The sequence below is a fragment of the Acidisoma sp. C75 genome, from assembly GCF_054665095.1.
On sequence record NZ_BAAFHD010000010.1, the window covers coordinates 167804 to 189646 of the forward strand.

The following is a 21843-nucleotide window of genomic DNA, read 5'->3' on the forward strand; positions in this document are numbered from 1 at the left end:
TGAAACCGCGCCGGAGCCCCCGCTCCGGCGCGGTTTTTCTTGCGCCCCGGCTATGATGGGCCGGTGAGGGAGAGCAGCAGCGCCTCCAGCGCGCGGGATTGCGCCCGCGCATCGAAGGCGCCTTGCGCCAGGGCGCGGGCCGCGGTGCCCATGCTCATGCGCCGTGCCGGTGCGGCAAGCATGGCGAAGATCGCCTCGGCGAGCGCCCGCGCATCGCCCGCCGGCACCAGCAGGCCGGTGCGGCCGGGCAGCACCACACCCTCCAGCCCCGCCGCATCGCTGCCGATGATCGGCAGGCTCTGCGCCATGCCCTCCACCGCGACGCTCGGCAGGCCCTCGGCATCGCCATCCTTGGCACGTACACTCGGCACCACGAGGCAGCAGGCCTGCTGCATCAGCCGCGTCACCTCGGCGCGCGGCTGCCAGCCGATGAAGCGCAGGCGCGCGAGCCCGGCGGCCGCCTCTTTCAGGCTCGCCGCGAGCGGCCCATCGCCGAGGATGATCGTCTCCGGCTCCAGCCCCTCGGCGTGCAGGCGTTGCAGCGCGGCGATGAGCACGTCGATACCCTTTTTCGGCACGAAACGGCCGACGCAGAGCAGCGGCCCTGCCGCGCGCGGCGGCGGGGCTGCGGGCGCGATCTCGGTGCCGATCGGATGCACGATCAGCCGGGCCGGCGGGAAGCCGCGCTGGATGAGCTTCTGCCGCACGCTTTCCGAGACGCAGATGAAGAGCTTCGCCTCGGCCTTCAGCGCGGCCAGCCGGCGGGCGAAGACATCCTGCACCCCGCCCGTCGCGTAATGCTTGTCCTTATGCGCATCCCCGCCATGGAAGGTGACGGCGAGCGGCAGCCCCAAGGCGCGGGCGAGGGGAAGGGCGAGGGCGCCGCCGCGCCCGAATTGCGCATGCAGAAGCAGGGGCTTGTGGGCCGCGAGTGCCGCGCGATCGGGCACGAGGCCGCATTCCTTGAAGGCGATGCGGCGGAGCGGCCCGAGCGGCCCTTCGCCCCCCAGCCGATGCAGGGCAAAGCCGGTCGCCACCCCCTCGGGCGTTATCCGCCGCCCGACCCAGAGCGGCGCGAGGCGGGAGAAGCCGGTATATTGCCGCGCCATGAAGCCGGTTTCGGAGGCCGGCAGGATCACGTCGCGATAGACGAGCAGGGTGCGGCTCATGCGGGCAGCGTGATGACGACGCGCGCACCACCCTCCGGGCGGTTGCCGAGCTGGAGATCCCCGCCATGGCCGCGCAGGATATCCCGCGCGATGGCAAGGCCGAGGCCGACGCCGCCGGTCTCGCGGTTGCGGCTGGTCTCCAGCCGCTGGAAGGGCTGCATGAGGCGCGGCATGGCCTCGGGCGGGATGCCGGGGCCGCGGTCGCTCACCTCGATGCGCAAGCCGTCCCGCCCCGGCCGGGGCGGCAGCAGCTGCACCTCCGCCGAACCGCCGTATTTCACGGCATTGCCGATGATGTTGGTGAGCGCCCGCTTGAAGGCCTGCGGGCGCACCCGCGCCGTCCAATGGTCCGGCCCGGCGTAGCGCAGCGCCTCGGCAAGATCGGGGGCGGCGTCCGCGGCCTCGTCCAGCACCGTGCGGAGGAGTTCGGCGAGGTCGATGGGGGAGACGGGCTCGTTGGGTGTGGCGATCCGGCCGAAGGCGATGGTGGCGGAAACCATCGCCTCCATCTCGTCGAGATCGCCGAGAAACTTCGCCCGCTGCTCCTCATCCTCCATGAATTCGGCGCGCAGTCGCATGCGGGTGATGGGGGTGCGCAGATCGTGGCCGATGGCGGTGAGCAGCAGGGTACGGTCCTCCACGAAGCGGCGGATGCGCTCGGCCATGGTGTTGAAGGCGCGGGCGGCGGCGGCGATTTCCGACGGGCCATCCTCGGGCAAGGGCGGGGCATTCACGTCCCGCCCGAGGGTCTCGGCGGCGGCCGCCAGCACCCGCAAGGGTCGGGTAAGCCGGCGCACCGCCCAGAGCGTGAGGGCCGCGGCCAGCACCGTCATCAGCAGGAAGGCGATCAGCGCCTCCTTGCCGCGCTCGGCGTTGGGGTTGGGCAGCCGGCCGGAGATGACGAGCCAGCCGCCGCGCGGCAGTTCCAGCGCCGTATAGTCTCGCCGCAGCATCGGATTGAAGCCGAAGCGCACCCGCCGTGGCCGGAGCTCCGGTGGCAGGGGAAAGCTGTCCATATTCAGCAGAATGCTGTGCCGGATCGGCGGCGGCGCGGGCACCAGCGTCTTGAACAGCGTCTCGATCTCGGGTTCGAGGATCACCGTCGTCCCCTTGGGTAGCTGGATCGTGGCGAGGCGCTCATCGCGCATCGACACCGGGACGGTCGCGAGATCGCGGTAGATGCTCATGATGCGAAAGCTCACCATGCGGAGCGCGGCGAGCCGCACCAGCTCGTTGCGATCGACCGTATGGATGCCGAGGCCGATGCTCTGCACCACGACGAGGCCGAGGATGAGCACAAAGGCCGTGCGAGCGCCGAGACTCCTTGGCCAGAGATAGCGCGTGAAGCGCCCGAGGCCCGGTTTGGCGGCCTCCGCGCTCACGCGCGTTCGACGGTGGTGGCGAGCACATAGCCCCCGCCGCGCACGGTCTTGATGAGCTGGGCGCCACCGCCCTGATCGTCAAGCTTGCGGCGCAGCCGGCTCACCGCCACGTCGATCGCGCGGTCGAAGGGGCCGGCCTGCCGGCCGCGCAGCAGATCGAGCAGCATGTCCCGCGTCAGTACCCGGTTGGCGCGTTCGAGCAGGGCATAGAGCAGATCGTATTCGCCGCCAGTTAAAGGCACTTCGACGCCATCGGGGTTGAGGAGGCGGCGGCGCGCCGGCTCCAGCCGCCAGCCGGAAAAGACCAGAGGCCGGGCATTGCGGTCCGCCTGGCCGCCGCCGGCCTGCCGGTCGCTCGCCCGGCGCATCACCGCCTTGATGCGGGCCAGCAGTTCCCGCGGGTTGAAGGGCTTGGCGATATAGTCGTCAGCCCCGAGTTCGAGGCCGATGATGCGGTCGGTATCCTCGCCCATGGCGCTCAGCATGACGATCGGCACGTCCTCCTGGTCCCGCAGCCAGCGGGCGAGGTCGAGCCCGCCTTCGCCGGGGAGCATGAGGTCGAGGATGACGAGCTGGAAGGCGCCGCGTGTCCAGGCCCGGCGCGCGTCGCGCGCATCGCGCACGGCGGTGATACGAAAGCCATTCTTCTCCATGAACCGCGTCAGCAGGTCGCGAATATCATGGTCGTCGTCGATGACCAGGAGATGCGGGGAAATATCCATCACCGAAATATAAGCGATCCCCCGCGGCTGCGGCAGGCCCCGCCGCGAGCTGTTGCACTTTGTCGCGTTTTTGACCGGCGGCGGTTACACGGCGCCGTCAGTCTGGCCCTGGTCCTCACACCGAGACAGAGAAGGAGAGCCTCCCATGGGACGCTTTGCTACCGCTGCCATCATTGCCGTCGCTTTCGCCGCCGCGACCGCGCAGAGCTTCGCGGCCGATACGGCCCCGCCTCAGCCGGGGGCGCCTCAGCCGGGGGCGCCTCAGCCGGTAGCGGCCGCGCCGCGGCCGATGCCGGAGGCGATGGGCTGGAAGGGCCCGCCGATGGGCATGGGGCCGATGGGCTGGCACGGTCGGGAGATGGGCCCCCCTCACGGCATGCCGCCCTTCTTCGCTCGGATGCGGGAAGAAGCGATGAACTGGGGCCTCTTCGCGCCGCGCGCGGATAAGAAGCTCAGCCAGGGGGACGTGCAGATCCTCGCGGAAGCGGTGCTCCTGCGCCACGGCTATCATGACTGGAAGGTGACCGATCTGGCGACCGACGCGGACGGCGCCATCACCTTCGCCTATGCCACGGCCGATGGTTCGGTGATCGCGCGCTTCTCGGTCGATCCGCAGAGCGGGCATTTCTCGCGCATCGGCTGAGAGGCCCCGCCGGCCGTCTGCCCCGCAGCCGGGCCCGGGGGGAAGCTCGGGCCCATCGCCCGCGCCCGGTAGCGCCTCTGCCTTCCTGCCCGCATGGGGGGTTGATCCCAAGGGCCGGGAGCGGCGATAGAACGCAGGTTATCCGGGGGCGGGGCGATGGCGAAGACATCCAGAGGTTCCAAGGCAGCGAAGCTTGCGCCGCCGGCCGCTGCGGCGGGCACGGCCGCCGCAGCCCCGGCCCCGCTCGCGCCCGCCATCGCCATCGCCGATTGCGTGGTCACGGTCTCCGCCCCGGGCGGCGGCCTCTTCCCACCCGGTATCTACAACGTCCTGCTGGACGGCCATGCCCTGGCCCAGATCGACCTGCCGCGCCCGAGCGGCACCGCCCGTTTCTCCATCCCGCCGCATCTGCTGCCGTTCACGGCGGATCTCGTCCACGCCGCTACCGGCCAGCGGTTGCTGCCTCACCCCCTGGCGCTCGATGACGCACTCGATATCGCGATCACCCGCGCCTCCCTGAACGATGGCTATCTCATCGTCGATCTCAGCATGCTCGGGCGGCCGGTACCCTCGCTCGCCGTCATGGCGGTGGCCGAGGCCGAGGATCTGATCTATGCGGCGGGCCTGGCCGAGGCGATGGGGCCGGAGGAGACAGCGCCGGAGCGGACGCGCTATCGCGCCGATATCCCCTTCCGCCACCTCCTGCCGATCGACCGGCCGATCGCGCTCACCCTCTATCTCAGCGGCCGCCGGCTGGAGCCCCCGCTCGTCGGCACGGCGCTTAATCTCGGCGTCGCGGGCTATGTCGATCGCGCCTCGCCGGAGATGATCTCGGGCTGGGCCGCGGATCTGCGGGATCATGCGCGCTGCCTGACGATCGATCTCAAGCAGGGCGAAAGGCTCATCGGCTCGGTGGTGGCGGAAGAGCCGCGCCCCGATCTGCTCAGCCTCGGGCTGCCTGAAGCCTGCGGCTTCTGCATTCCTTACACCATGTTTGCCGGGCTCGCGGATGGTGATGAGCTTTCGATCCAGCTTGGCGGCAAGCACACCCACCTCATCGGCAGCCCCAAAACGATCAGCATCGCGGCCGATCTGCGCGGCCTTTTCGACAATATCGACGGCAACCTGGCCTGCGGCTGGGTGATCGACATGGCGGACCCCCAGCGCCCCTGCCGGGTGGAAGCCCTCTGCGAGGGCCGCGTGATCGGCGAGGCGGTGGCAGACGGTATCCGCCGGGACGTGCTGGAAGCCGGCCTGCCGACCGAGCGCTGCGGCTTCCGCATCGCCTTCAAGGAACCGCTGCACACCTTGTTCGACAAGGATATCTCGGTGCGCGTCAAAGGCACGGAGACCTATCTCAACGGCGGGCCGCAGCAACCCAGGCTCAACCCCAATATCCGGCGCTATCTCCTGCCGGATCGCGGCCTGCCGCCTGCCGCCATCGCCCGCTTCAGCGCGCGGATCAACCGCCAGATCGCCGCTTCCGGCCTCGGCCTCTCCATCGTTATGCCGATCTACAACACCCGGCGGGAATGGCTCGTCGAAGCCTTGCGCAGCGTCTGCACGCAATGGTGCGGCGCCTGGGAACTCCTCTGCGTGGACGATGCCTCGACCGAGCCGCAGGTGGCCGAGGTGCTGTCCTGGTTCGCTCGGCTCGATCCGCGCATCCGGCCGCTCTCCACCGGCGCCAATCGCGGCATCGCAGGCGCCACTACCCTCGGCATCATGGCCGCGCGCTACCCCTATACCGCGCTCATGGACCATGACGACGTGCTGGAGCCCGATGCCGTCTATCAGCTGCTCAAGGCGGCGCGCGATACCGGCGCGGAGCTGATCTATAGCGATGAGGCACTGACCACGGAGGATAGTTCGGTCATCCTCGACGTGCGCGGCCGGCCCGCCTTCTCCTACGATTATTACCTCTCGCATCCATATTTCGTGCATATGATCGCGCTCCGCACCGAGATCGCCCAAAGCCTCGGTGGTTTCGACGAGCGCCTGCCGATCTCCGCCGATGTCGATTTCGTTCTGCGCGCGATCGAGGCGAGCCGCGCCGTCGCGCATGTGCCGCGCGTGCTCTACCGCTGGCGCACCCATGGCGCGAGCGCCGGGCATGCCAAGCAGGCGCAGGTGATGGAGGCCTCCACCGCCGCGCTGCAACGCCATCTCGATCGCGTCGGCGCCGGCGGCCGCGCGCGCGCCGCGGCGGAGTTCAACCAGTTCGAAATCACCTGGCCCGATCCTGGCGGCCGCGTACTCATCGTGATCCCCACCAAGGACGGGATCGACGTTCTCAGCCAATGCATCGATTCGATCGAGCGGACGACGCCTGCGAGCGAATACCGGCTGGTGGTGATCGATCATGAGTCGAAACAACCGAAATCGAAACGATATCTCGCACAGATCGCCAAGCGCCATACCGTGATGCCGTATAAGGGCATCTTCAACTACGCCCTGATGAACAACCGGGCGGTGACGCGCGAAGGCAAGGATGAGCCCTTCGTGCTGATGATGAACAACGATATCGAGGTGGTCTCCCCCGGCTGGCTGCAGCGCATGCGCTCGCTCGCCGCGCGCCCCGATGTCGGCATCGTCGGCACCGCGCTGATGTATAGCGACAAGCGCGTGCAGCATGGCGGGGTCATCATCGGCATCAACGATCTCGCCGACCATGCGCTGCGCTTCGAGCCGGTCTGGCAGGATGATGGCAGCCGCACTCTCGGCTATAATTCCTCGCTCAGTGCGGTGCGGGATTTCTCCGCCGTCACCGCCGCCTGCATGATGATGCGCCGCGCGGTGTTCGACGAGGTCGGCGGTTTCGACGAGGAATACGTCGTCGGCTTCAACGATACCGATCTATGCCTGCGCGTCGGCCGCGCTGGCTACAAGATCATCTATGATGGCCGCACCGTGCTCTACCATCATGAATCCGTGACCCGCAGCAAGAAGGGCGAACTCAAGCACCCCAAGGATAGCGAGCGGCTCAAGACGCAGTGGGCGGAGCTGATGAAGCGCGGGGATCCCTATTACAGCCCGCTGCTGGAACTCTATGCCTATGATCACCGCCTGCGGGCGGAGGAGGGCTGCGGCCCGGCGGCGCCGCGTGTGGTGCCCGTGGCGCTGGCGCGGATGCGGCCTGCCGCGCCCGTGGAACCGGGGCCTGCCACAGCTGCCGCGTCGGGAAAGGCTACCCCCGCCAAGGCCGCGCCTGCCAAGGACGGGCGGCCGAAGAAGGCCCGCTCAGCGGCGGCTGCGGCCCTCTCCGGCTGAACCGTCTTCCAGACGGCCCGCCGCCTGTGGCGCCTGCCTTGGCATGCGGGCCGGCTGTCCCACGCCGATCTCCGCCTCCCTCGGCGCCGCGGCCTCGGCGGCCAGCGCCCCGGCCTCGCGCCGCGCGGAGGCCTTGGCCAGGCGCCGGCGCATCCGGTCGATCTGCGCGTTGAGCTCCGCTCCGAACAGCACCGCATAGGCGCTGACCCAGAACCACATCATGACGCCGACAGCGGTGCCGAGCGCGCCGTAAGCGGCGTTGTAGCTCGCGATTTTGCTCACGTAGAAGGAAAACAGGCCTGAGACGATGATCCAGAGCAGTGCCGCGGTGAGCGCGCCGGGAAAGACCGGCCCGACGCCGTTCGGATGCGGCGCCGGGCCGAGCTTGTAGAACAGCATGAGCATGCCGAGCACGAAGATGAAGAGCCCGGCGAGGCTCGACAGATGCGCGAGCTGTGCTGTGTAGCGCGAAAGGCCGAGGGCGGAGAGCGCCGTCGGCAGGCCGACCAGCACGCCGATGCCGAGCACGGCGGCGAGGATGGCGCCGAAGGTCATGACGAAGGCGAGCGCCTGGAAATGCAGCACGCCGCGCGATTCCGGCCGACGATAGGCGAAGTTGAGCGCCCAGATGAGGGATTTGGTGCCCGAGGTCGCGGACCAGAAGGCGATCATGAGGCTGACGACAAGGCTCACGCTCAACGTGCCGCTGCGGTTGCTCACCAGTTCGTGCACGCGATCCGAGACCAGCTGATAGGCGGCCGGCGGCATGATCTGGCGCAGATAGGCAAGCTGCGGCTCGACCGTCACCGGGTCGAACACCATGCCATAGATCGAGATGAGCATGGTGACGGCGGGAAAGAGCGCGAGCGTCGCGTAGAAGGCGCAGCCGGCGGCATTGAGGGACATGTAGTCCGAGATCATGGCGACAGCGGTATCGCGCAGCAGGCGCCCGCGCGGCGTCTTCATCTTCTGCTCAATCTCGCGCTTCAGGTTCTGCGGCGCGCTCGGCATCGGCATCGGCACTGGTCCTCGCTCGGGCGGTGGGGCCGGGATCGCCCCGGTATCTCACGGACGCGCCCTCTTGCCAAAAGGCGGGCCCCGGCGGCGGCGGGCCACGCGGCTGCGGCCAGGGGCCTCGGGCGGCCCGGCCCCCCGGGCGGGAGATGAGGTGCGGGCAGGGCTTGACAAGGGTTGCGGCCGGGCGCCCGATGTGCGTTGACAGCCGGCACGCAAGTTTGAGACAATCAAGACAGTATAAAGAAGAATAAGAAAACGCCCGGAAGGCCAGGGCAGATGCCGAGGCCAGGGGCAGAAGCGGGGCGGAAAGGGTAGGGGCGGCCAGGAATGGTGCAGGCAAGCCGGAACCATGCCGATGCGGTGGATCAGGCGCTACGATCCGCGGACCAGGCGGGGGTCTCGATCGTCGCCGCATCCTGGCGGCGCTCGGCGCTGCATCACGGGCTCGACCCGGCGGGCAATCGCCCCCGCAACCTGGTCTCGGCCGAGGAACTCGCCCAGTTGCAGGAGAAGCACGGCGTGCTGCTCGCCGTCGCGCGGCCCCTGCTCGATCAGATGTTTCGCACCGTCGGCCGGTCGGGCTGCGGCGTGTTCCTGAGCAATGCGGATGGCGTCATCCTCGAAGAACGGGCGGTTGCCGCCGATCGCGCCGATTTCGCCACCGTCGGCCTCGTCAGCGGTGGGCGCTGGGGCGAGGCTGAGGAAGGCACCAACGGCATCGGCACCTGCCTCTTCGAGGATCGCCCGATCGTCGTGCATCGTGATCAGCATTTTGCCGCCCGCAATATCGGCATGAGCTGCATGGATACGCCGATCCACGACCCGGAGGGGCGGCTGGTGGCAGCGCTCGACGTGTCGAACTGCCGGGTCGATCTTGGCCTGCCGATGGTGGAGATGATCTCCGCCCTGGTGCGTGAGGCCGGGCGGCGGATCGAGCGGGATTATTTCTGCCATCACTTCCGCGCCCATCGCATCCTTTTCCTGGGCGAGGAGGCGGCGGCCGGCGCCGCGCTGCTCGCGGTCGATCGTGACGGGCTGGTGCGGGGGGCAAGCCGCGCCGCTTGTCTCCGCCTCGGGCTGCGCGAGGCGCGCTTCGATCAGCCGCGCCCGCTCGATGAGGTGATGGGGCGGGAGGATGCGCCGTCCTTCCTCGATGCCGACCGGCAGATCCTGCGCCAGGCGCTGGCGCGGGCGGAGGGCAATGCCAGCCGCGCCGCCCGCGCGCTCGGCATCGGGCGCGCCACCTTCTACCGCCGCATGGCGCGCGCCGGCCTGCGCGGCTGAGCCTGGCGTGGCGCCGGTTTCGGCCGCCGCCCGCGGCGGGCAAAAGGTCTGTCTCGCTTTTGAGACAGTTTGGGCGGGGATGGCGGGGGCGCGGCTGTTCAAACCTTGTCCCTTGGTCTCTGCTCGCATCGGCGCCGGCATCAGACCGGCCGCGTGAAACAAAGACGGGAGGTTGCACAATGGACCAGATGGCCCCGAGCGGCATGCTCAAGGCTCCGCCCTTCGCCAAGCGGTATGAGAACTTCATCGGCGGCAAATGGGTGGCCCCGGTTGCCGGCCGCTATTTCGACAACACCAGCTCGATCACCGGCCAGGTGATCTGCGAGGTTCCCCGCTCGGACAAGGATGATATCGACCGCGCGCTCGATGCGGCGCATGCCGCGAAAGATGCCTGGGGCCGCACCCCGGCGGCGGAGCGGGCGCAGATCCTCATGCGCATCGCGCAGGTGATGGAAGACAATCTCGACAAGCTGGCGCTCGCCGAGACCTGGGACAACGGCAAGCCGATCCGCGAGACGATGGCGGCCGATATTCCGCTCGCCATCGACCATTTCCGGTATTTCGCGAGCTGCGTGCGCGCCCAGGAAGGCGGCATCAGCGAAATCGACCATGATACGATCGCCTACCACTTCCACGAGCCGCTCGGCGTCGTCGGCCAGATCATCCCCTGGAACTTCCCGATCCTCATGGCCTGCTGGAAGGTCGCGCCGGCGCTTGCCGCTGGCAATTGCGTGGTGCTCAAGCCCGCCGAGCAGACGCCGGCCAGCATCCTCGTGCTCATGGAACTCATCGGCGATCTGCTGCCGCCGGGCGTGCTCAACATCGTCAACGGCTTCGGCCTCGAAGCCGGCAAGCCGCTCGCCTCCTCGAACCGCATCGCCAAGATCGCCTTTACCGGCGAGACGACAACCGGCCGGCTCATCATGCAGTATGCGAGCCAGAACCTCATCCCGGTGACGCTCGAACTCGGCGGCAAGTCGCCCAACATCTTCTTCGCCGATGTCGCGGCGGAGGATGATGATTTCTTCGACAAGGCGCTCGAAGGCTTCACGATGTTCGCCCTCAACCAGGGCGAGGTCTGCACCTGCCCGAGCCGCGCGCTCATCCAGGAATCGGTCTATGACCGGTTCATGGAGCGGGCGGTGAAGCGGGTGGAGGCGATCACCCAGGGCAATCCGCTCGATCCTTCCACGATGATCGGCGCCCAGGCCTCCTCCGAGCAGCTCGAGAAGATCCTGAGCTATATCGAGATCGGCCGCCAGGAAGGGGCGAAGGTGCTGACGGGCGGCGAGCGCAACGTGCTCGAAGGCGACCTCAAGGAAGGCTTCTACGTCAAGCCGACGGTCTTCCAGGGCCATAACCGCATGCGCATCTTCCAGGAGGAGATCTTCGGGCCAGTGGTTTCGGTGACGACCTTCAAGGACGAGGCGGAGGCGCTCGCCATCGCCAATGACACGCTCTACGGCCTCGGCGCCGGGGTATGGACGCGGGACGGCAACCGCGCCTATCGCTTCGGCCGTGGCATCCAGGCCGGCCGCGTCTGGACCAATTGCTATCACGCCTATCCCGCGCATGCGGCCTTCGGCGGCTACAAGCAATCGGGCATCGGGCGGGAGACGCATAAGATGATGCTCGACCATTACCAGCAGACCAAGAACATGCTGGTGAGCTACAGCCCCAAGAAGCTTGGCTTCTTCTGAGGAGCGGCCTCCCGCCTAGCCGCAACCGCATCATGCCCGGCGTGCAGCCGGGCATGATGTCGGGCCCCCCCATCGGCGGGCCTGCCCTGCCGCCGCCCCGCCAGCCGTGCTATGGCACCGCAACGACACGGATGGCAGGGAGAGCGCGGCATGAGCGGATTTCGGCGCGGCATGGGTGGATTTCAGGGCGCCGGCGGGCAGCCGAACCCAAAGCTCTTCCGCCTCGGCGCCATCGCGCTTGCCATCATCGTCGCGATCGGTCTGCTCTTGGCCCTCAATCCCTTCCGCACGATCCAATCCGGCACCGTCGGCCTCAAGCTTGATTTCGGCTCCGTCCAGCCGGAGGCGCTGCCACCCGGGCTGCATTTCGCGATCCCGCTCTATCAGACGATCGTCACCGTCTCGACCCAGCCGCAGACCGTGACGAGCGACGAGACGGCCGCGACCCACGATCTGCAGACCGTGCAGACGCGCATCGCCGTCACCTTCCGCGTCGATCCGGAGGAGGCGGCCTTCTTCTGGCAGAACTTCCGCTCCTTCGACACGCTCGGCCAGCGTGTCATCGCCCCGGCCATCAGCAACGACGTGAAAGCCATCACGGCGCGCTACGACGCCGAGGAACTGGTGACCGAGCGGGACAAGGTGGATGCCGAGATCAAGGCGCTCATCATCGCCTCCCTTTCCCCCTATCATCTGACGGTGGAGGCGGTGAACGTTGCCAACTTCGCCTTTTCGAACAGTTATGAGCAGGCGATCGAGCAGAAGCAGGTGGCCCAGCAGCAGGCCTTGCAGGCGCAATATACCTTGCAGCAGACCGAGATCAGCGCCCAGCAGCAGGTTGTCCAAGCCAAGGCCGCGGCCGATGCGGCAGTCGCCAGTGCCAGCGGCAATGCCAAGGCGACGGTCCTGCAGGCAGAGGCGGAGGCCAAGGCCAATGCCCTGGTCAGCCAGTCTCTGACGCCGCAGATCCTTGAGATGCGTGCCATCTCGCGCTGGAATGGCGCGCTGCCGACCTATCTGTCCGGCAACGCGCCGCTGCCTTTCATCGGCGGCATCATCAAGGCGCCCGCCGCGACCCCGGCCCCGCCTGCCGGCGCGCCGTAAGCGCCGTCCTGTCACCGCCCGCCGCGCCATGCGGCCGGCCGGGCAGGGTGGGTGGCGCTCGGCACGATCGCTCGTCGCGGTGATAGCCGCGCGGGTGGTGGCGGTTATGCAGCCAGGCGCGATGACGAGAGCGGTGATGGCGGTTCAAGCCAGCCGCCGCATCTCGTCAACGGGTCAATGCCGACGTCCTGTTGCGATCCACGTCCCCGCATGGGCTCAACCTTGGCGGAGGGTCTCGAACAGGGGAGAGTATGTGTTTTCATAAGCCGCTTGTGCTCCAGTAGCACCAGCGAGTTCGGGCGTGCTAACGAGGTTTCCGAAGGATGACCGCTTTCGGGAGATCGCGGCTGGCGGTCGATTGTCTCGCATGGGTCGGAAGGAGCGGGGCAGCCGTTGCGGCATCGCATTGGAAAAGGTGCTATGATCACACACCTTTCTTCAGCCATCATGCCGTGACCCTAGCGCGGCCGATGGTTCGATCAATCCCATCGGAAATCATTCGGTAAAGCGAGGGGGGAAGATCGTGCCCCATTCCTTCGATGGGAAGCCATTCCGAACCCGGTATGGATGCGGCGGTATCCTCGCCGCAGGCAAGCGGAAACAGAGGATCTTCCGCTCCATGCACGACGAGGGTCGGGACGCTGATCTTCATCAGGCGATCTCGTCGATCACCGGAGACGGCGATCGTCGCGAGTTGCCGCCCAAAGCCACCCGGCACGTAACCGCGGCGCAACTCCCGGGCGATGAGCCGCCGATGGGCCTCTTCGTCGAGAGGATAGGAACTTCCCGCGATGCGCCGTGCAAAGGCGACAGCATGTTCGATGAAACCTGCTTCATCCGACCTTGGATCGGGAGCTTCGCGAAGCAACGACGCCATCACATCTGGCGCGCTCGATGGCAGGTCCGGGTTGCCTGAACTCGACATGATCGAGGTGAGCGATTGCACCCGCATGGGATGCTCGCACGCCATGATTTGCGCGATCATGCCTCCCATCGAGCGGCCGACAACATGGGCGCGGCAAATGGAAAGGGCGTCGAGCAAGCCAATGGCATCCAGCGCCATATCCTCCATCGTATAGGGAAGGTCTGGTTGGCGTCCCTTCGCGAGGGCGCTGGCCAAGGCGGCGAAATTTATGGGGCCTTGCGCGGCGAAGTGCGTCGAGCATCCCGCGTCGCGATTGTCGAATCGCACGACCCGATAGTCTCGTGCGGCGAGACCGGCGCAGAAGGAGTCGGTCCAGCGGATCATCTGTGTGCCGAGGCCCGCGATCAACAGGATCGTCTCAGCCGTCTCGGCGCCAAAACTGTCATAGGCCAGGGTGATGCCATTGGCCGCCACGGAGCGCGATATCGGCACCATGCTCAGATCGGCGAAGCGCAAAGTTGGCCCGTCCAGTGGGCCAGGCGCAGTTTGGCTGCCCGGTCACGGACGAGAGCGTGATCTTCCGCGTCCAGCCGTTCCAGGATGTCAAAGCTGAAGGCTTCGCATCCATGCGCGCTCCAGGCGCCCTGCAGCGAGGGATGCGGGTTCGTGCCCTGCCGAAGCGTGAACCAGAGGCGGTTCTGGATCTTGGAGAGATCGGGCGCGTATCCCACCCAGATTTCGCCAGAGGCTGCGCAACGCACAGCGTAGATGCCGCGCTCGATCTTTCGCTCCTTATACGCCCGGACGGCTGCCTTTTTGTCCTCGATGTCCATGACTTGCCCTCATCAACCCGAAGCGAGCTCTACCCCACCGGATTGCCGCATGCAATATTACCCGGGTAAAACACTTCACCTGAGGTCGTTGTGCCTATGGGTTCTAAAGGAGAGGATATGCCAGAGGTTTCAGCGCGAACTTGCACGGCGTTCGTGGGTGCGCGGAAGCTCGCGAGCGGCTCTCTCATCACGGTCGCTCTTGCGGTCAGGGCGGCTCTGGCGGCTGGGGCAGGCGAGCCGATCCTGACCTTCGACGACGGATCGGGCGCTGTCATTGATTTCGACCTGCGCGGGACTGAAGCGGACATCAAGGCCAGACTTGCGATACAGGAGCAGGCAGGAAGTCTTGCGGCCGGTGCCCGCATCGCTGGCGGCACGGATAGTCCCGCGCGGACGCCCGGCCGGCCCAGGCTGGGCGTTGTTGCACGCGAGGTGACGCTGCTTCCGCGGCAGTGGGAATGGCTGGCGTCTCAGCCGGGCGGTGCTTCGCAGGCCTTGCGGCGCCTAGTCGACGAAGCCCGGCGGACAGACGGGGCGAAGACGGAGATCAGAGCCGCGCGCGAGGCCACTTACCGCTTCCTCTCGGCTCTCGCGGGCGACCTGCCCGGGTTCGAGGAGGTGACCCGCTCACTCTTCTCCGGTGACACCGACGGATTTTACAACCGCATGAGCGCCTGGCCACCGGACGTCCGAAACCATGCGCTGAAGCTTGCAGCCCAAGCGACCAAAGCCGCCGAGGGTGGTTAGACCTTGGCGGTGGCGCTGAATGTCCGCTTCTGGAATAGATTCTGGCGCCCGCCTATGGCCTGAAAGGCCAAAGAGGCCCGCTATGTGTCGGCGAGGTTGCGGCCGCTCCGCCACGTCCGGCGCCGTAAACAGCTCAACAGTTTCGCATCCTCCTCGCTCCCGGTCTTCGCAGCAGTCGAGCCTGCTTTGGCCCCACGTAATTTCATGAAGAGCGCGCGAGCGTCGAGGATGGGATCGGCCGAGTGAGGGCCAGAAAAGCTGCCCAGATTCAGGCTTGTGCCGGAATGAGCGGCTGTATGATCATCACCCGGTGACACGCAGAGCTCACCTTGGGGTTGGGACTCATAACCAGTAGCTGACGAGCGCTGCGATGCAGACAGCGGCGTCGAAATTTGTGGCGAGACGGTCGGAGCGTGTGGCGACCCGTCGGAAATCCTGGAGCCGGTTAAACATGCGCTCGATGGCGTTGCGGCTCCGGTAAAGCTGTGGCGAGAAACAGTTTTTCCAGAGGCGATTGATCTTGGACGGGATGTTAAGCAGGCGCGGTCGCCGACAACTGACCGCCGGCCTGCCCGGGCCCGACGCCGGCTAGCGCTGGATCTCCTCCAGGATGCGCCGCGGCGGCACATGCTTCATGCTGAGGGCGCAGATTGCCCCGATGATCGGAGCGGCGACGCACCACATCATCAGCGTCACCGAATAGCCGGCATGGGCGAGCAGCCAAGGGCCGGTCATCGCCGCGACCATGAAGCCGAGCCATTCGGAGCCGGCGACGAGATTGGCGCCGGTGCCGCGCACGCGCGTCGGGAACACTTCGGACGCGAAGCCGACAGCGGAGGTGATGTGGCCGATCGTGAAGAAGTAGAAGCCGGCATAGAAGATCGTCAGCAAAGCCCAACTCGTCGCGGCAAAGGCGAGCAGTGCCCCCGCCCCAGCTCCGATGATGAGGAACACCGCAGAAATCTCGCGCCGCCCGAAGCGCTCACCGAGGAACGCCGCGAGCACATAGCCGATGGCAGCGATCGCGGTCGCGATCGCCGAGGAGGTGAAGGTTCCGTCGAGCGAGATGCCGAAATGCTTGTACACCGTCGGCAGATAGCTGATGATGCCGGCGGCGCCGAAGGCATAGACGAAGTGCCAGATGGAGACACAGATTGCGGATCGTCTCAGATCCGGCTCGAAAAGCTGGCTGATCCGGCTGCCGCGCAGTTCGGCGTGCTGCCGCTCGACCGAAACCTCTTCCTGGAAGCGCCGGGTATCTTCGACGCCGCGCCGCGCCCAGATCATCATGATGACCGGCAGCAGGCCGAAGACGAACAATACGCGCCAGCCCCAGCGATCGACGATGAGGAGCGACATCAGCGCGCCGAGGAAGAAGCCGAGCGGATAGCCGATCTGGGCGAGCCCGATCAGGCGCCCGCGCACTGCGGCGGGCGCTTCTTCCGCCACCATCACCTGCCCCGACATCCATTCCGTCGCCGCGCCGACCTGCGTGACCGCGCGGCCGAGCAGGAGCACGGCGAAGCCCGGCGCCGCGGCTGTCACGACGGAGCCGAGCGCTGCTGCGAAAAGACAGGCCTGATAGATCGGCTTGCGGCCGATGCGGTCCATCATCGGCCCGGCGACGAAGGTCGAAATCGCGCCGACCGCGTAGAGGAGCGTATAGGTCAGCGCGATATCGCCATTACTGAGGCCGAGATCCTTCTGGATCAGCGGATAGGTGAAGTTGAACAGGCTCCCATCGGCATTGACGAGCAGCCAGCCACCTAAGGAAAGCAGCGTGACGAGCCAGGCGCGGCGCGGCACGCCCGCGAGGCCGAAAAAGCCGAGAAAGCCAGCCTGGGCGCCGGGGGCGAGGCTTGCCTCCATCGCGCCGCGCGGCTCAAAGCGCGCGCGTGCGGCAACGACATCGCTATGCTCGCTCATCATCTCCTCCAGTTTTTGTTGGTTGTTCATCTGCGCCGCCGGCCGGTCATTTATGGGAATAGAGCGGCAGGGCTTCCGCGAAGGCGCGAGCACGAAAGATCGTGGAGCCCTCGCCGCCCTGCCAGTCATTCGTGACGATCAGCAGCTCGTCCGTGCCGGGGCGGATCGCCATGCTGGTCGAGCGCAGGTTGTGCCCCCGCTCACGCCCCGGCAGCAGCACCTGGCCGATCGGCATGCCGAGCGGGCTGAAGATCAGCACACGCCCCTGGCCGTAGATCGCGACATAGAGATTGCCGGCGGCATCGGCGCGCATGGAATCCGGCGCCGGGCCCGAGAAGCGATGCGTGATCGCCGTGCCGAAGGGCGCAATGGTGGTGGCGTCTGCCAATTCCACGCGATGCAGCAGGCCGCGGCTGAACTCCGTCACCCAAAGCTCGCGGCCATCCGGGCTGAGTGCGATGCCGTTGGCGACGGCCAGATGCGGCAGCACGGGGGAGACGGTGCGAAAATCGGGCGAGACATAGAGCGCGCCGCCCAGCGGCTCGGTGGAGGTGCCGCGGAAATCGGTGAAATAGAAGCCACCCGCGGCATCGAAGACGAGATCATCCGGCAGGTAGCCAGCCGCCTCGGGCAGGATTGTCTCCATGCCGCTGCCGTCCGGCCGGATGGCGACAACCGATCCCGTTCTAAAATCCCCAAGGCTAGCCACGAAGATGCGCCCATCGGCATGGATCGCGAGGCCGGCCGAGCCGAGCCTATTCTTCTCCAGAATTGTCGTCACCCGCCGATCTTCACCGACGCGGAAAATGCGCCCGCCGAAAACCTCGACGAAGAAGAGGTTGCCGGCACGATCGAAGCAGGGCCCTTCGAGCTGCAAGCCCTCATCAGAGACTTTCAGCCAGGGTTCAGCAAGCTGCGTCGGCAACAGGCGCTCGGCCGGCGGCACGGAGGCAGGTCCGCCGAAGTGCAGATCAGTTGTCATGGCATTGTTCCTCGTGCGGCGGCGAATTTGGAGCGCGGAGGATGCCCCAGCGCCTCGGCCGCGATGCGTGCCGCCACAAGCAGCGCATCGCGACGAACCCCTGTCTCGATCCCCATACCGTCCAGCATTGTGACGAGATCTTCGGTCGCGACATTGCCGCTTGCGCCCGCCGCATAGGGGCATCCGCCAAGCCCGCCGATGGCGGCATCCACCACGGAGAGACCGTCCTCGAGGCAGGCGAAGATATTGGCGAGCGCCATGCCGTAGGTATCGTGGCAATGAAGCGCAAGCGCCTCCAACGGGATCTCGCCCGCGACTGCTCGCAGCATGCTGCGAGCAGCAAGCGGCGTTCCCACCCCGATCGTATCGCCGAGCGAGATTTCGGAGCAGCCGAGCGCAAAGAGAGCGCGTGCGACGGCGATGACCTGGGCCACAGGTACCCTGCCCTCATAGGGACAGCCGAGGACGCAGGAGACATAGCCGCGCAGACGCACGCCATCGGCCGCTGCCGCTTCCGCTATGGGGCGAAACCGCTCGAGGCTCTCGGCTATCGAGCAATTGATATTGCGCTGGCTGAAGCTTTCGGAGGCGGCGGCGAAGATCGCGACCGCGCGGGCACCCGCTGCCCGCGCCGCCGCATAGCCCTGGCGATTGGGCACCAGCACCGGATAGGCGATGGGGCCCGCCAGATCGAGGCGGCTGAGCACCGCATCGGTTCCCGCCATCTGCGGCACCCAGCGCGGGGAGACGAAGCTGCCGGCCTCAATGGTGCGCAAGCCGGCGCGGCCGAGCGCCGCGATGAGGGCGAGGCGGGTCTCGGCCGGCAGCGCGCGCGCCTCGTTCTGAAGCCCATCGCGCGGACCGACCTCGACGATGCGTACAGTGGCAGGCAAGCCCACGGCCTCAGCGCTCGTCGCGCAGGCGGGCGAGTTCCGCGACGGCCACATCCTGCCGCACCTGCCGCTTCTCGACGAGGATTTTGGCAAGGCGCTGCACCTCGTCCCCCGTTGCGCCAACCGCGATCGCGATATTGTTCGCATGCAGCGCCATGTGCCCCTGCTGGATGCCGACAGTCGCCAGCGCCTTCAGCGCACCGAAATTCTGCGCGAGGCCGACCGCGACAATGATGCGCGCAAGCTCGGTTGCGGAGGTAACACCCATGATCTTGAGTGCAGCCCGGGCTGAGGGATGCACCTTGGTGGCGCCGCCCACGAGCCCGACCGGCATGGGCATTTCGAGCGTGCCGACGAGCGAACCATCGGCGCCGATCTCATAGGTGCTGAGGCTGGTGTAGCGGCCCGAGCGGGCGGCGTAGGAATGCGCCCCGGCTTCCACCGCGCGCGTGTCATTGCCGGTAGCCAGCACAATCGCCGTGACACCGTTCATGATGCCCTTGTTATGGGTCGCCGCGCGATAGGGATCGGCGGCGGCGAAGCGGTAGGCGGCGATCATGCCGTCCCGAACCTCCGCCCCGCCGATTGCATCCAGAGGCCAGCTTGCCCGCGCACGCGCCAAGCGCCGATCGGCGAGGTTCGAGAGGATGCGAAGATAGACCTTGCCGCCCGTCCAGGCTTCGATCGACGGTGCCACGCGCTCGGCCATGGTATTCACCGTATTGGCGCCCATCGCATCGCGCGTGTCGATGATGAGATGCGTGATCACCATCGGGCCGCCTTCCGCCTGGATCACGCGCACTTCCAGATCGCGGAAGCCGCCGCCGAGGCGCAGCAGCATCGGATCGCAGCCATCGCAGATCTCGCCGATCTCCGCCTTCTTCTCCAGGATGCGAACCCGCGCGGCCTGCGGATCGCTGATCCGCACGAGTTGGATCTGCGCGATCATCAGTGTGCCGGACATCGAGGTCGTGAAGCCGCCCGCATCGTAGCATTGCCGGGCAGAGTTGCAGACGGCGGCAACGACGGAGGATTCCTCGGTCGCCATCGGCACCAGCACATCGCGCCCGTCCACCTTCACATTGGTGGCGATACCGACGGGAATGCTGATCGAGGAGATGACGTTCTCGATCATATGATCCGCCGTGTGCAGGTCGAGGCTTCCTGGTTTCGCCAGCTGCGCGACGGTTGCCGCATCAAGCCCCGCTGCGCGCTCCAGGGTTACGAGCCGCTCGGCGGGAGACATCTTGTGAAAGCCGCTGATGCGGGAATTGACGGACATTGACATGCAAACCTCTCCTGAAGCCGAAACGCCGCCCCAAGCCAGGGGCTTGGCCGAAGACGGATCAGGCGAAGGGGAGAGCGATGCGCGGGCACGCGGCCGCGGATCTGCTCGCCGATCCTCCCTGGCTCGCCGTTATCTTCGGCTGATTGCACAGAAGGCACCAAATTGGACCGGGTTGCTCAAGAGACAATTCAGGCATTTCGACGCGTGCTTGTCCCAGTATTGTGCCTGGGACAATCTTGTGCAATTGCGAGATGGCGGCTGGCGTTTGCAGCGGCGCTGATCATGGACGGCTTTCGGTGCCCCGCCCAGAACCCTCGCTTGGCGGTTCCGCCGGGCCTGTCCGAGGCGAGAGGGGAGCACAATGGCGATACAGACCGCGCGCCAAGGCGCAAGCCGCACGCAGCGTTTAGTGACAATGCTTGCGCGCATGCTGGAAGCCGGAGAGCCCAAGCCCGGCGAGCGGCTGCCCTCCATTCGCGAGGCCGCGGACATGCATGGCGTCTCCAAGAACACAATGGCCGAGGTCTATGATCGTCTGGTGGCCTCGGGCCATCTCGAGGCACGGCGGGGCGCCGGCTATTTTGCGCGCCCCCGGCAGCGGCAGTCCCCCCGCTGGCAGGCGCCGCATCTGTCCCAGGCGATCGATCTCGTCTCCCTGTTGCGCGAGCAGCTCGATCAGCATTATGCGGTGCGACCGGGCGATGGCCGGCCGCCGGCATCCTGGATGGAAAAGTCCGAGCTCGGCGCGCATCTGCGTGCCCTGCGGTCCGGCCGCGCCGGCGATGTGGAATTCGGCTATGGCAGCTCCTGGGGCCACCTGCCGCTGCGCGAGCGGATCAGCCTGATGCTGGAGGAGCGCTCCATCCGCGTCGGGCCCGATCAGCTCCTACTCACCCATGGCGCGAACCATGCCCTCGATCTCATCATCCGCCGCTTCTGCGATGCGGGAGACACGGTCTTCGTCGACGATCCAGGCTATTACCCACTGTTCGGCAAGCTCAGCCTCGCCAAGGTGCAGATTGTCGGCATCCGGCGCGGACCGGACGGGCCCGATCTCGCCGATCTCGAGGCAAAACTCTCCGAGCATCGGCCGCGTCTGTTCTTCACGCAATCCCTCGCACATAACCCAACCGGCGGCTCGATCGGCCTCCACGCTGCCCATAGCCTGCTGCGCGCCGCGGAAAGTCACGACTTCCATATCGTGGAGGATGATGCCTTCGCCGATATCCTGCCGCCGCTGCTACCGCGCCTCGCGGCACTCGATCAGCTGCGGCGGGTGATTTACGTCGGCACTTTCGCGAAGACGCTCTCGGCCTCGCTGCGTGTGGGCTATGTGGCGGCTGATCGGGAAACGGCGATGGCGCTCGCCGATATCAAACTCGTGACGACGGTCGCGACCTCTGATTATGCTGAACGTCTCGTCTACGATCTCATCGTCGGCGGCCATTATCTGCGGCATCTGCGGCGGCTGCGCCAGCGGGTTGCCGATGCAACCTCGGAAGCCTTACGCAATCTCGCCGCCGCGCCGCTCGTCTTCCCTCAGACGAGCTATGGCGGCTTCTACCTCTGGGCGGAGCTTCCAGCGGAAACAGACGAAGTGGCACTCTGCCGGGATGCAGCAGCCGAAGGCATTTTTCTCGCCCCCGGCTGCGTCTTTCGCCCCAACCGCGAAGCCGGGCCGCCTGCGCTCCGCCTCAATGTGGCGCATGCGAGCGACCCTGCTTTCGTTTCCTTTCTCCAGCGCTGCCTGGCTAAGGAAACGCTGCCAGATCTCAGCACTTGATGGCGCCGTCACGGACGTTGCCGCATAGGGGGCGACGATTACCGCCGACACCATCGGCGCGCTGCTGGCCGTTTCGATCCACGCCCCCGCACGGGGGGCGACTGCCGATCAGCACGCACTGGCGCGGGTATTCGAGGTTTCGATCCACGCCCCCGCACGGGGGGCGACTCCGGCGTCAGTGCCCAGGTATCAAGCAGGTCAAAGTTTCGATCCACGCCCCCGCACGGGGGGCGAC

Annotated in this window: 17 protein-coding genes and 1 pseudogene; 7 read left to right on the plus strand and 11 right to left on the minus strand. The window is 66.9% G+C overall.

Translation table 11 applies throughout. The annotated features are described in order from the left end of the window. Window positions 1-50: 50 nt before the first annotated feature. From ACYQ7X_RS14535 to ACYQ7X_RS14545, 3 genes are read right to left on the minus strand one after another with little or no spacing between them, the layout of a single operon-like run. Window positions 51-1169, minus strand: a complete 1119-nt coding sequence (locus ACYQ7X_RS14535) for a glycosyltransferase (protein WP_459697774.1) — start codon at window positions 1167-1169, stop codon at window positions 51-53. Beyond that, a complete protein-coding gene (locus ACYQ7X_RS14540; protein WP_459697775.1) occupies window positions 1166-2551 on the minus strand; it encodes an ATP-binding protein in 1386 nt (461 codons plus the stop codon). Before ACYQ7X_RS14540 ends, ACYQ7X_RS14535 begins: the two co-directional genes overlap by 4 nt. Further along, entirely contained in the window at window positions 2548-3273 is a 726-nt protein-coding gene (locus ACYQ7X_RS14545; RefSeq protein ID WP_459697798.1) for a response regulator, read from the minus strand. The genes ACYQ7X_RS14540 and ACYQ7X_RS14545 overlap by 4 nt, the downstream gene beginning before the upstream one ends. A 145-nt stretch (window positions 3274-3418) precedes the next feature. Between ACYQ7X_RS14545 and ACYQ7X_RS14550 the strand changes: the two genes are divergently transcribed. After that, the gene (locus ACYQ7X_RS14550; RefSeq protein WP_459697776.1) at window positions 3419-3916 is read left to right on the plus strand and encodes a hypothetical protein; all 498 of its coding nucleotides are present in this window, start codon (window positions 3419-3421) and stop codon (window positions 3914-3916) included. Window positions 3917-4072: 156 nt separating this feature from the next. Further along, window positions 4073-7186, plus strand: coding sequence for a glycosyltransferase family 2 protein (locus ACYQ7X_RS14555; protein WP_459697777.1), 3114 nt, complete (start codon window positions 4073-4075; stop codon window positions 7184-7186). On the opposite strand, the gene ACYQ7X_RS14560 is transcribed toward ACYQ7X_RS14555, so the two are convergent. Continuing rightward, window positions 7157-8203 (minus strand): YihY/virulence factor BrkB family protein, encoded by a 1047-nt coding sequence (locus ACYQ7X_RS14560; RefSeq protein WP_459697778.1) that lies wholly within the window; start codon window positions 8201-8203, stop codon window positions 7157-7159. The genes ACYQ7X_RS14555 and ACYQ7X_RS14560 overlap by 30 nt on opposite strands. Window positions 8204-8530: 327 nt before the next feature. On the opposite strand from ACYQ7X_RS14560, the gene ACYQ7X_RS14565 reads away from it, so the two are divergent. The 3 genes from ACYQ7X_RS14565 to ACYQ7X_RS14575 all read left to right on the plus strand — a co-directional run bounded on the left by ACYQ7X_RS14565 (window position 8531) and on the right by ACYQ7X_RS14575 (window position 12291). Next, window positions 8531-9487 carry a GAF domain-containing protein gene (locus tag ACYQ7X_RS14565; protein ID WP_459697779.1) on the plus strand — a complete coding sequence of 319 codons (957 nt, stop codon included), beginning with the start codon at window positions 8531-8533 and terminating at the stop codon, window positions 9485-9487. A 179-nt stretch (window positions 9488-9666) separates the two neighbouring features. Then, window positions 9667-11187: an aldehyde dehydrogenase gene (adh, locus tag ACYQ7X_RS14570; protein ID WP_459697780.1), complete on the plus strand. Its 1521-nt coding sequence runs from the start codon at window positions 9667-9669 to the stop codon at window positions 11185-11187. Window positions 11188-11337: 150 nt separating this feature from the next. Then, the gene (locus tag ACYQ7X_RS14575; RefSeq protein WP_459697781.1) at window positions 11338-12291 is read left to right on the plus strand and encodes a prohibitin family protein; all 954 of its coding nucleotides are present in this window, start codon (window positions 11338-11340) and stop codon (window positions 12289-12291) included. Between the two features lie 445 nt (window positions 12292-12736). Here ACYQ7X_RS14575 and ACYQ7X_RS14580 read toward each other — a convergent pair whose 3' ends face one another. Together ACYQ7X_RS14580 and ACYQ7X_RS14585 are read right to left on the minus strand one after the other, a co-directional pair. Beyond that, window positions 12737-13672, minus strand: coding sequence for an alpha/beta fold hydrolase (locus ACYQ7X_RS14580; RefSeq protein WP_459697782.1), 936 nt, complete (start codon window positions 13670-13672; stop codon window positions 12737-12739). Then, window positions 13654-13989: a GIY-YIG nuclease family protein gene (locus ACYQ7X_RS14585; protein ID WP_459697783.1), complete on the minus strand. Its 336-nt coding sequence runs from the start codon at window positions 13987-13989 to the stop codon at window positions 13654-13656. The genes ACYQ7X_RS14580 and ACYQ7X_RS14585 overlap by 19 nt, the downstream gene beginning before the upstream one ends. 117 nt (window positions 13990-14106) lie before the next feature. On the opposite strand from ACYQ7X_RS14585, the gene ACYQ7X_RS14590 reads away from it, so the two are divergent. Further along, window positions 14107-14736: a DUF2239 family protein gene (locus tag ACYQ7X_RS14590; RefSeq protein WP_459697784.1), complete on the plus strand. Its 630-nt coding sequence runs from the start codon at window positions 14107-14109 to the stop codon at window positions 14734-14736. Between the two features lie 342 nt (window positions 14737-15078). Here the strand turns inward: ACYQ7X_RS14590 and ACYQ7X_RS14595 are convergent. The 5 genes and pseudogenes from ACYQ7X_RS14595 to ACYQ7X_RS14615 form a co-directional block, all read right to left on the minus strand. Next, window positions 15079-15270 (minus strand): annotated as a pseudogene (locus ACYQ7X_RS14595) (IS5/IS1182 family transposase); the annotation flags it as partial. A gap of 54 nt (window positions 15271-15324) precedes the next feature. Then, a complete protein-coding gene (locus ACYQ7X_RS14600; RefSeq protein WP_459697785.1) occupies window positions 15325-16692 on the minus strand; it encodes an MFS transporter in 1368 nt (455 codons plus the stop codon). Window positions 16693-16708: 16 nt separating this feature from the next. After that, window positions 16709-17644 carry an SMP-30/gluconolactonase/LRE family protein gene (locus ACYQ7X_RS14605; RefSeq protein WP_459697786.1) on the minus strand — a complete coding sequence of 312 codons (936 nt, stop codon included), beginning with the start codon at window positions 17642-17644 and terminating at the stop codon, window positions 16709-16711. Continuing rightward, on the minus strand, window positions 17641-18537 hold the full coding sequence (locus ACYQ7X_RS14610; RefSeq protein ID WP_459697788.1) for a hydroxymethylglutaryl-CoA lyase: 897 nt from the start codon (window positions 18535-18537) through the stop codon (window positions 17641-17643). The genes ACYQ7X_RS14605 and ACYQ7X_RS14610 overlap by 4 nt, the downstream gene beginning before the upstream one ends. 10 nt (window positions 18538-18547) lie before the next feature. Further along, window positions 18548-19825 (minus strand): hydroxymethylglutaryl-CoA reductase, degradative, encoded by a 1278-nt coding sequence (locus tag ACYQ7X_RS14615; protein WP_459697789.1) that lies wholly within the window; start codon window positions 19823-19825, stop codon window positions 18548-18550. 361 nt (window positions 19826-20186) lie between these two features. On the opposite strand from ACYQ7X_RS14615, the gene ACYQ7X_RS14620 reads away from it, so the two are divergent. Then, window positions 20187-21608: an aminotransferase-like domain-containing protein gene (locus ACYQ7X_RS14620; RefSeq protein WP_459697790.1), complete on the plus strand. Its 1422-nt coding sequence runs from the start codon at window positions 20187-20189 to the stop codon at window positions 21606-21608. Window positions 21609-21843: the final 235 nt, after the last annotated feature.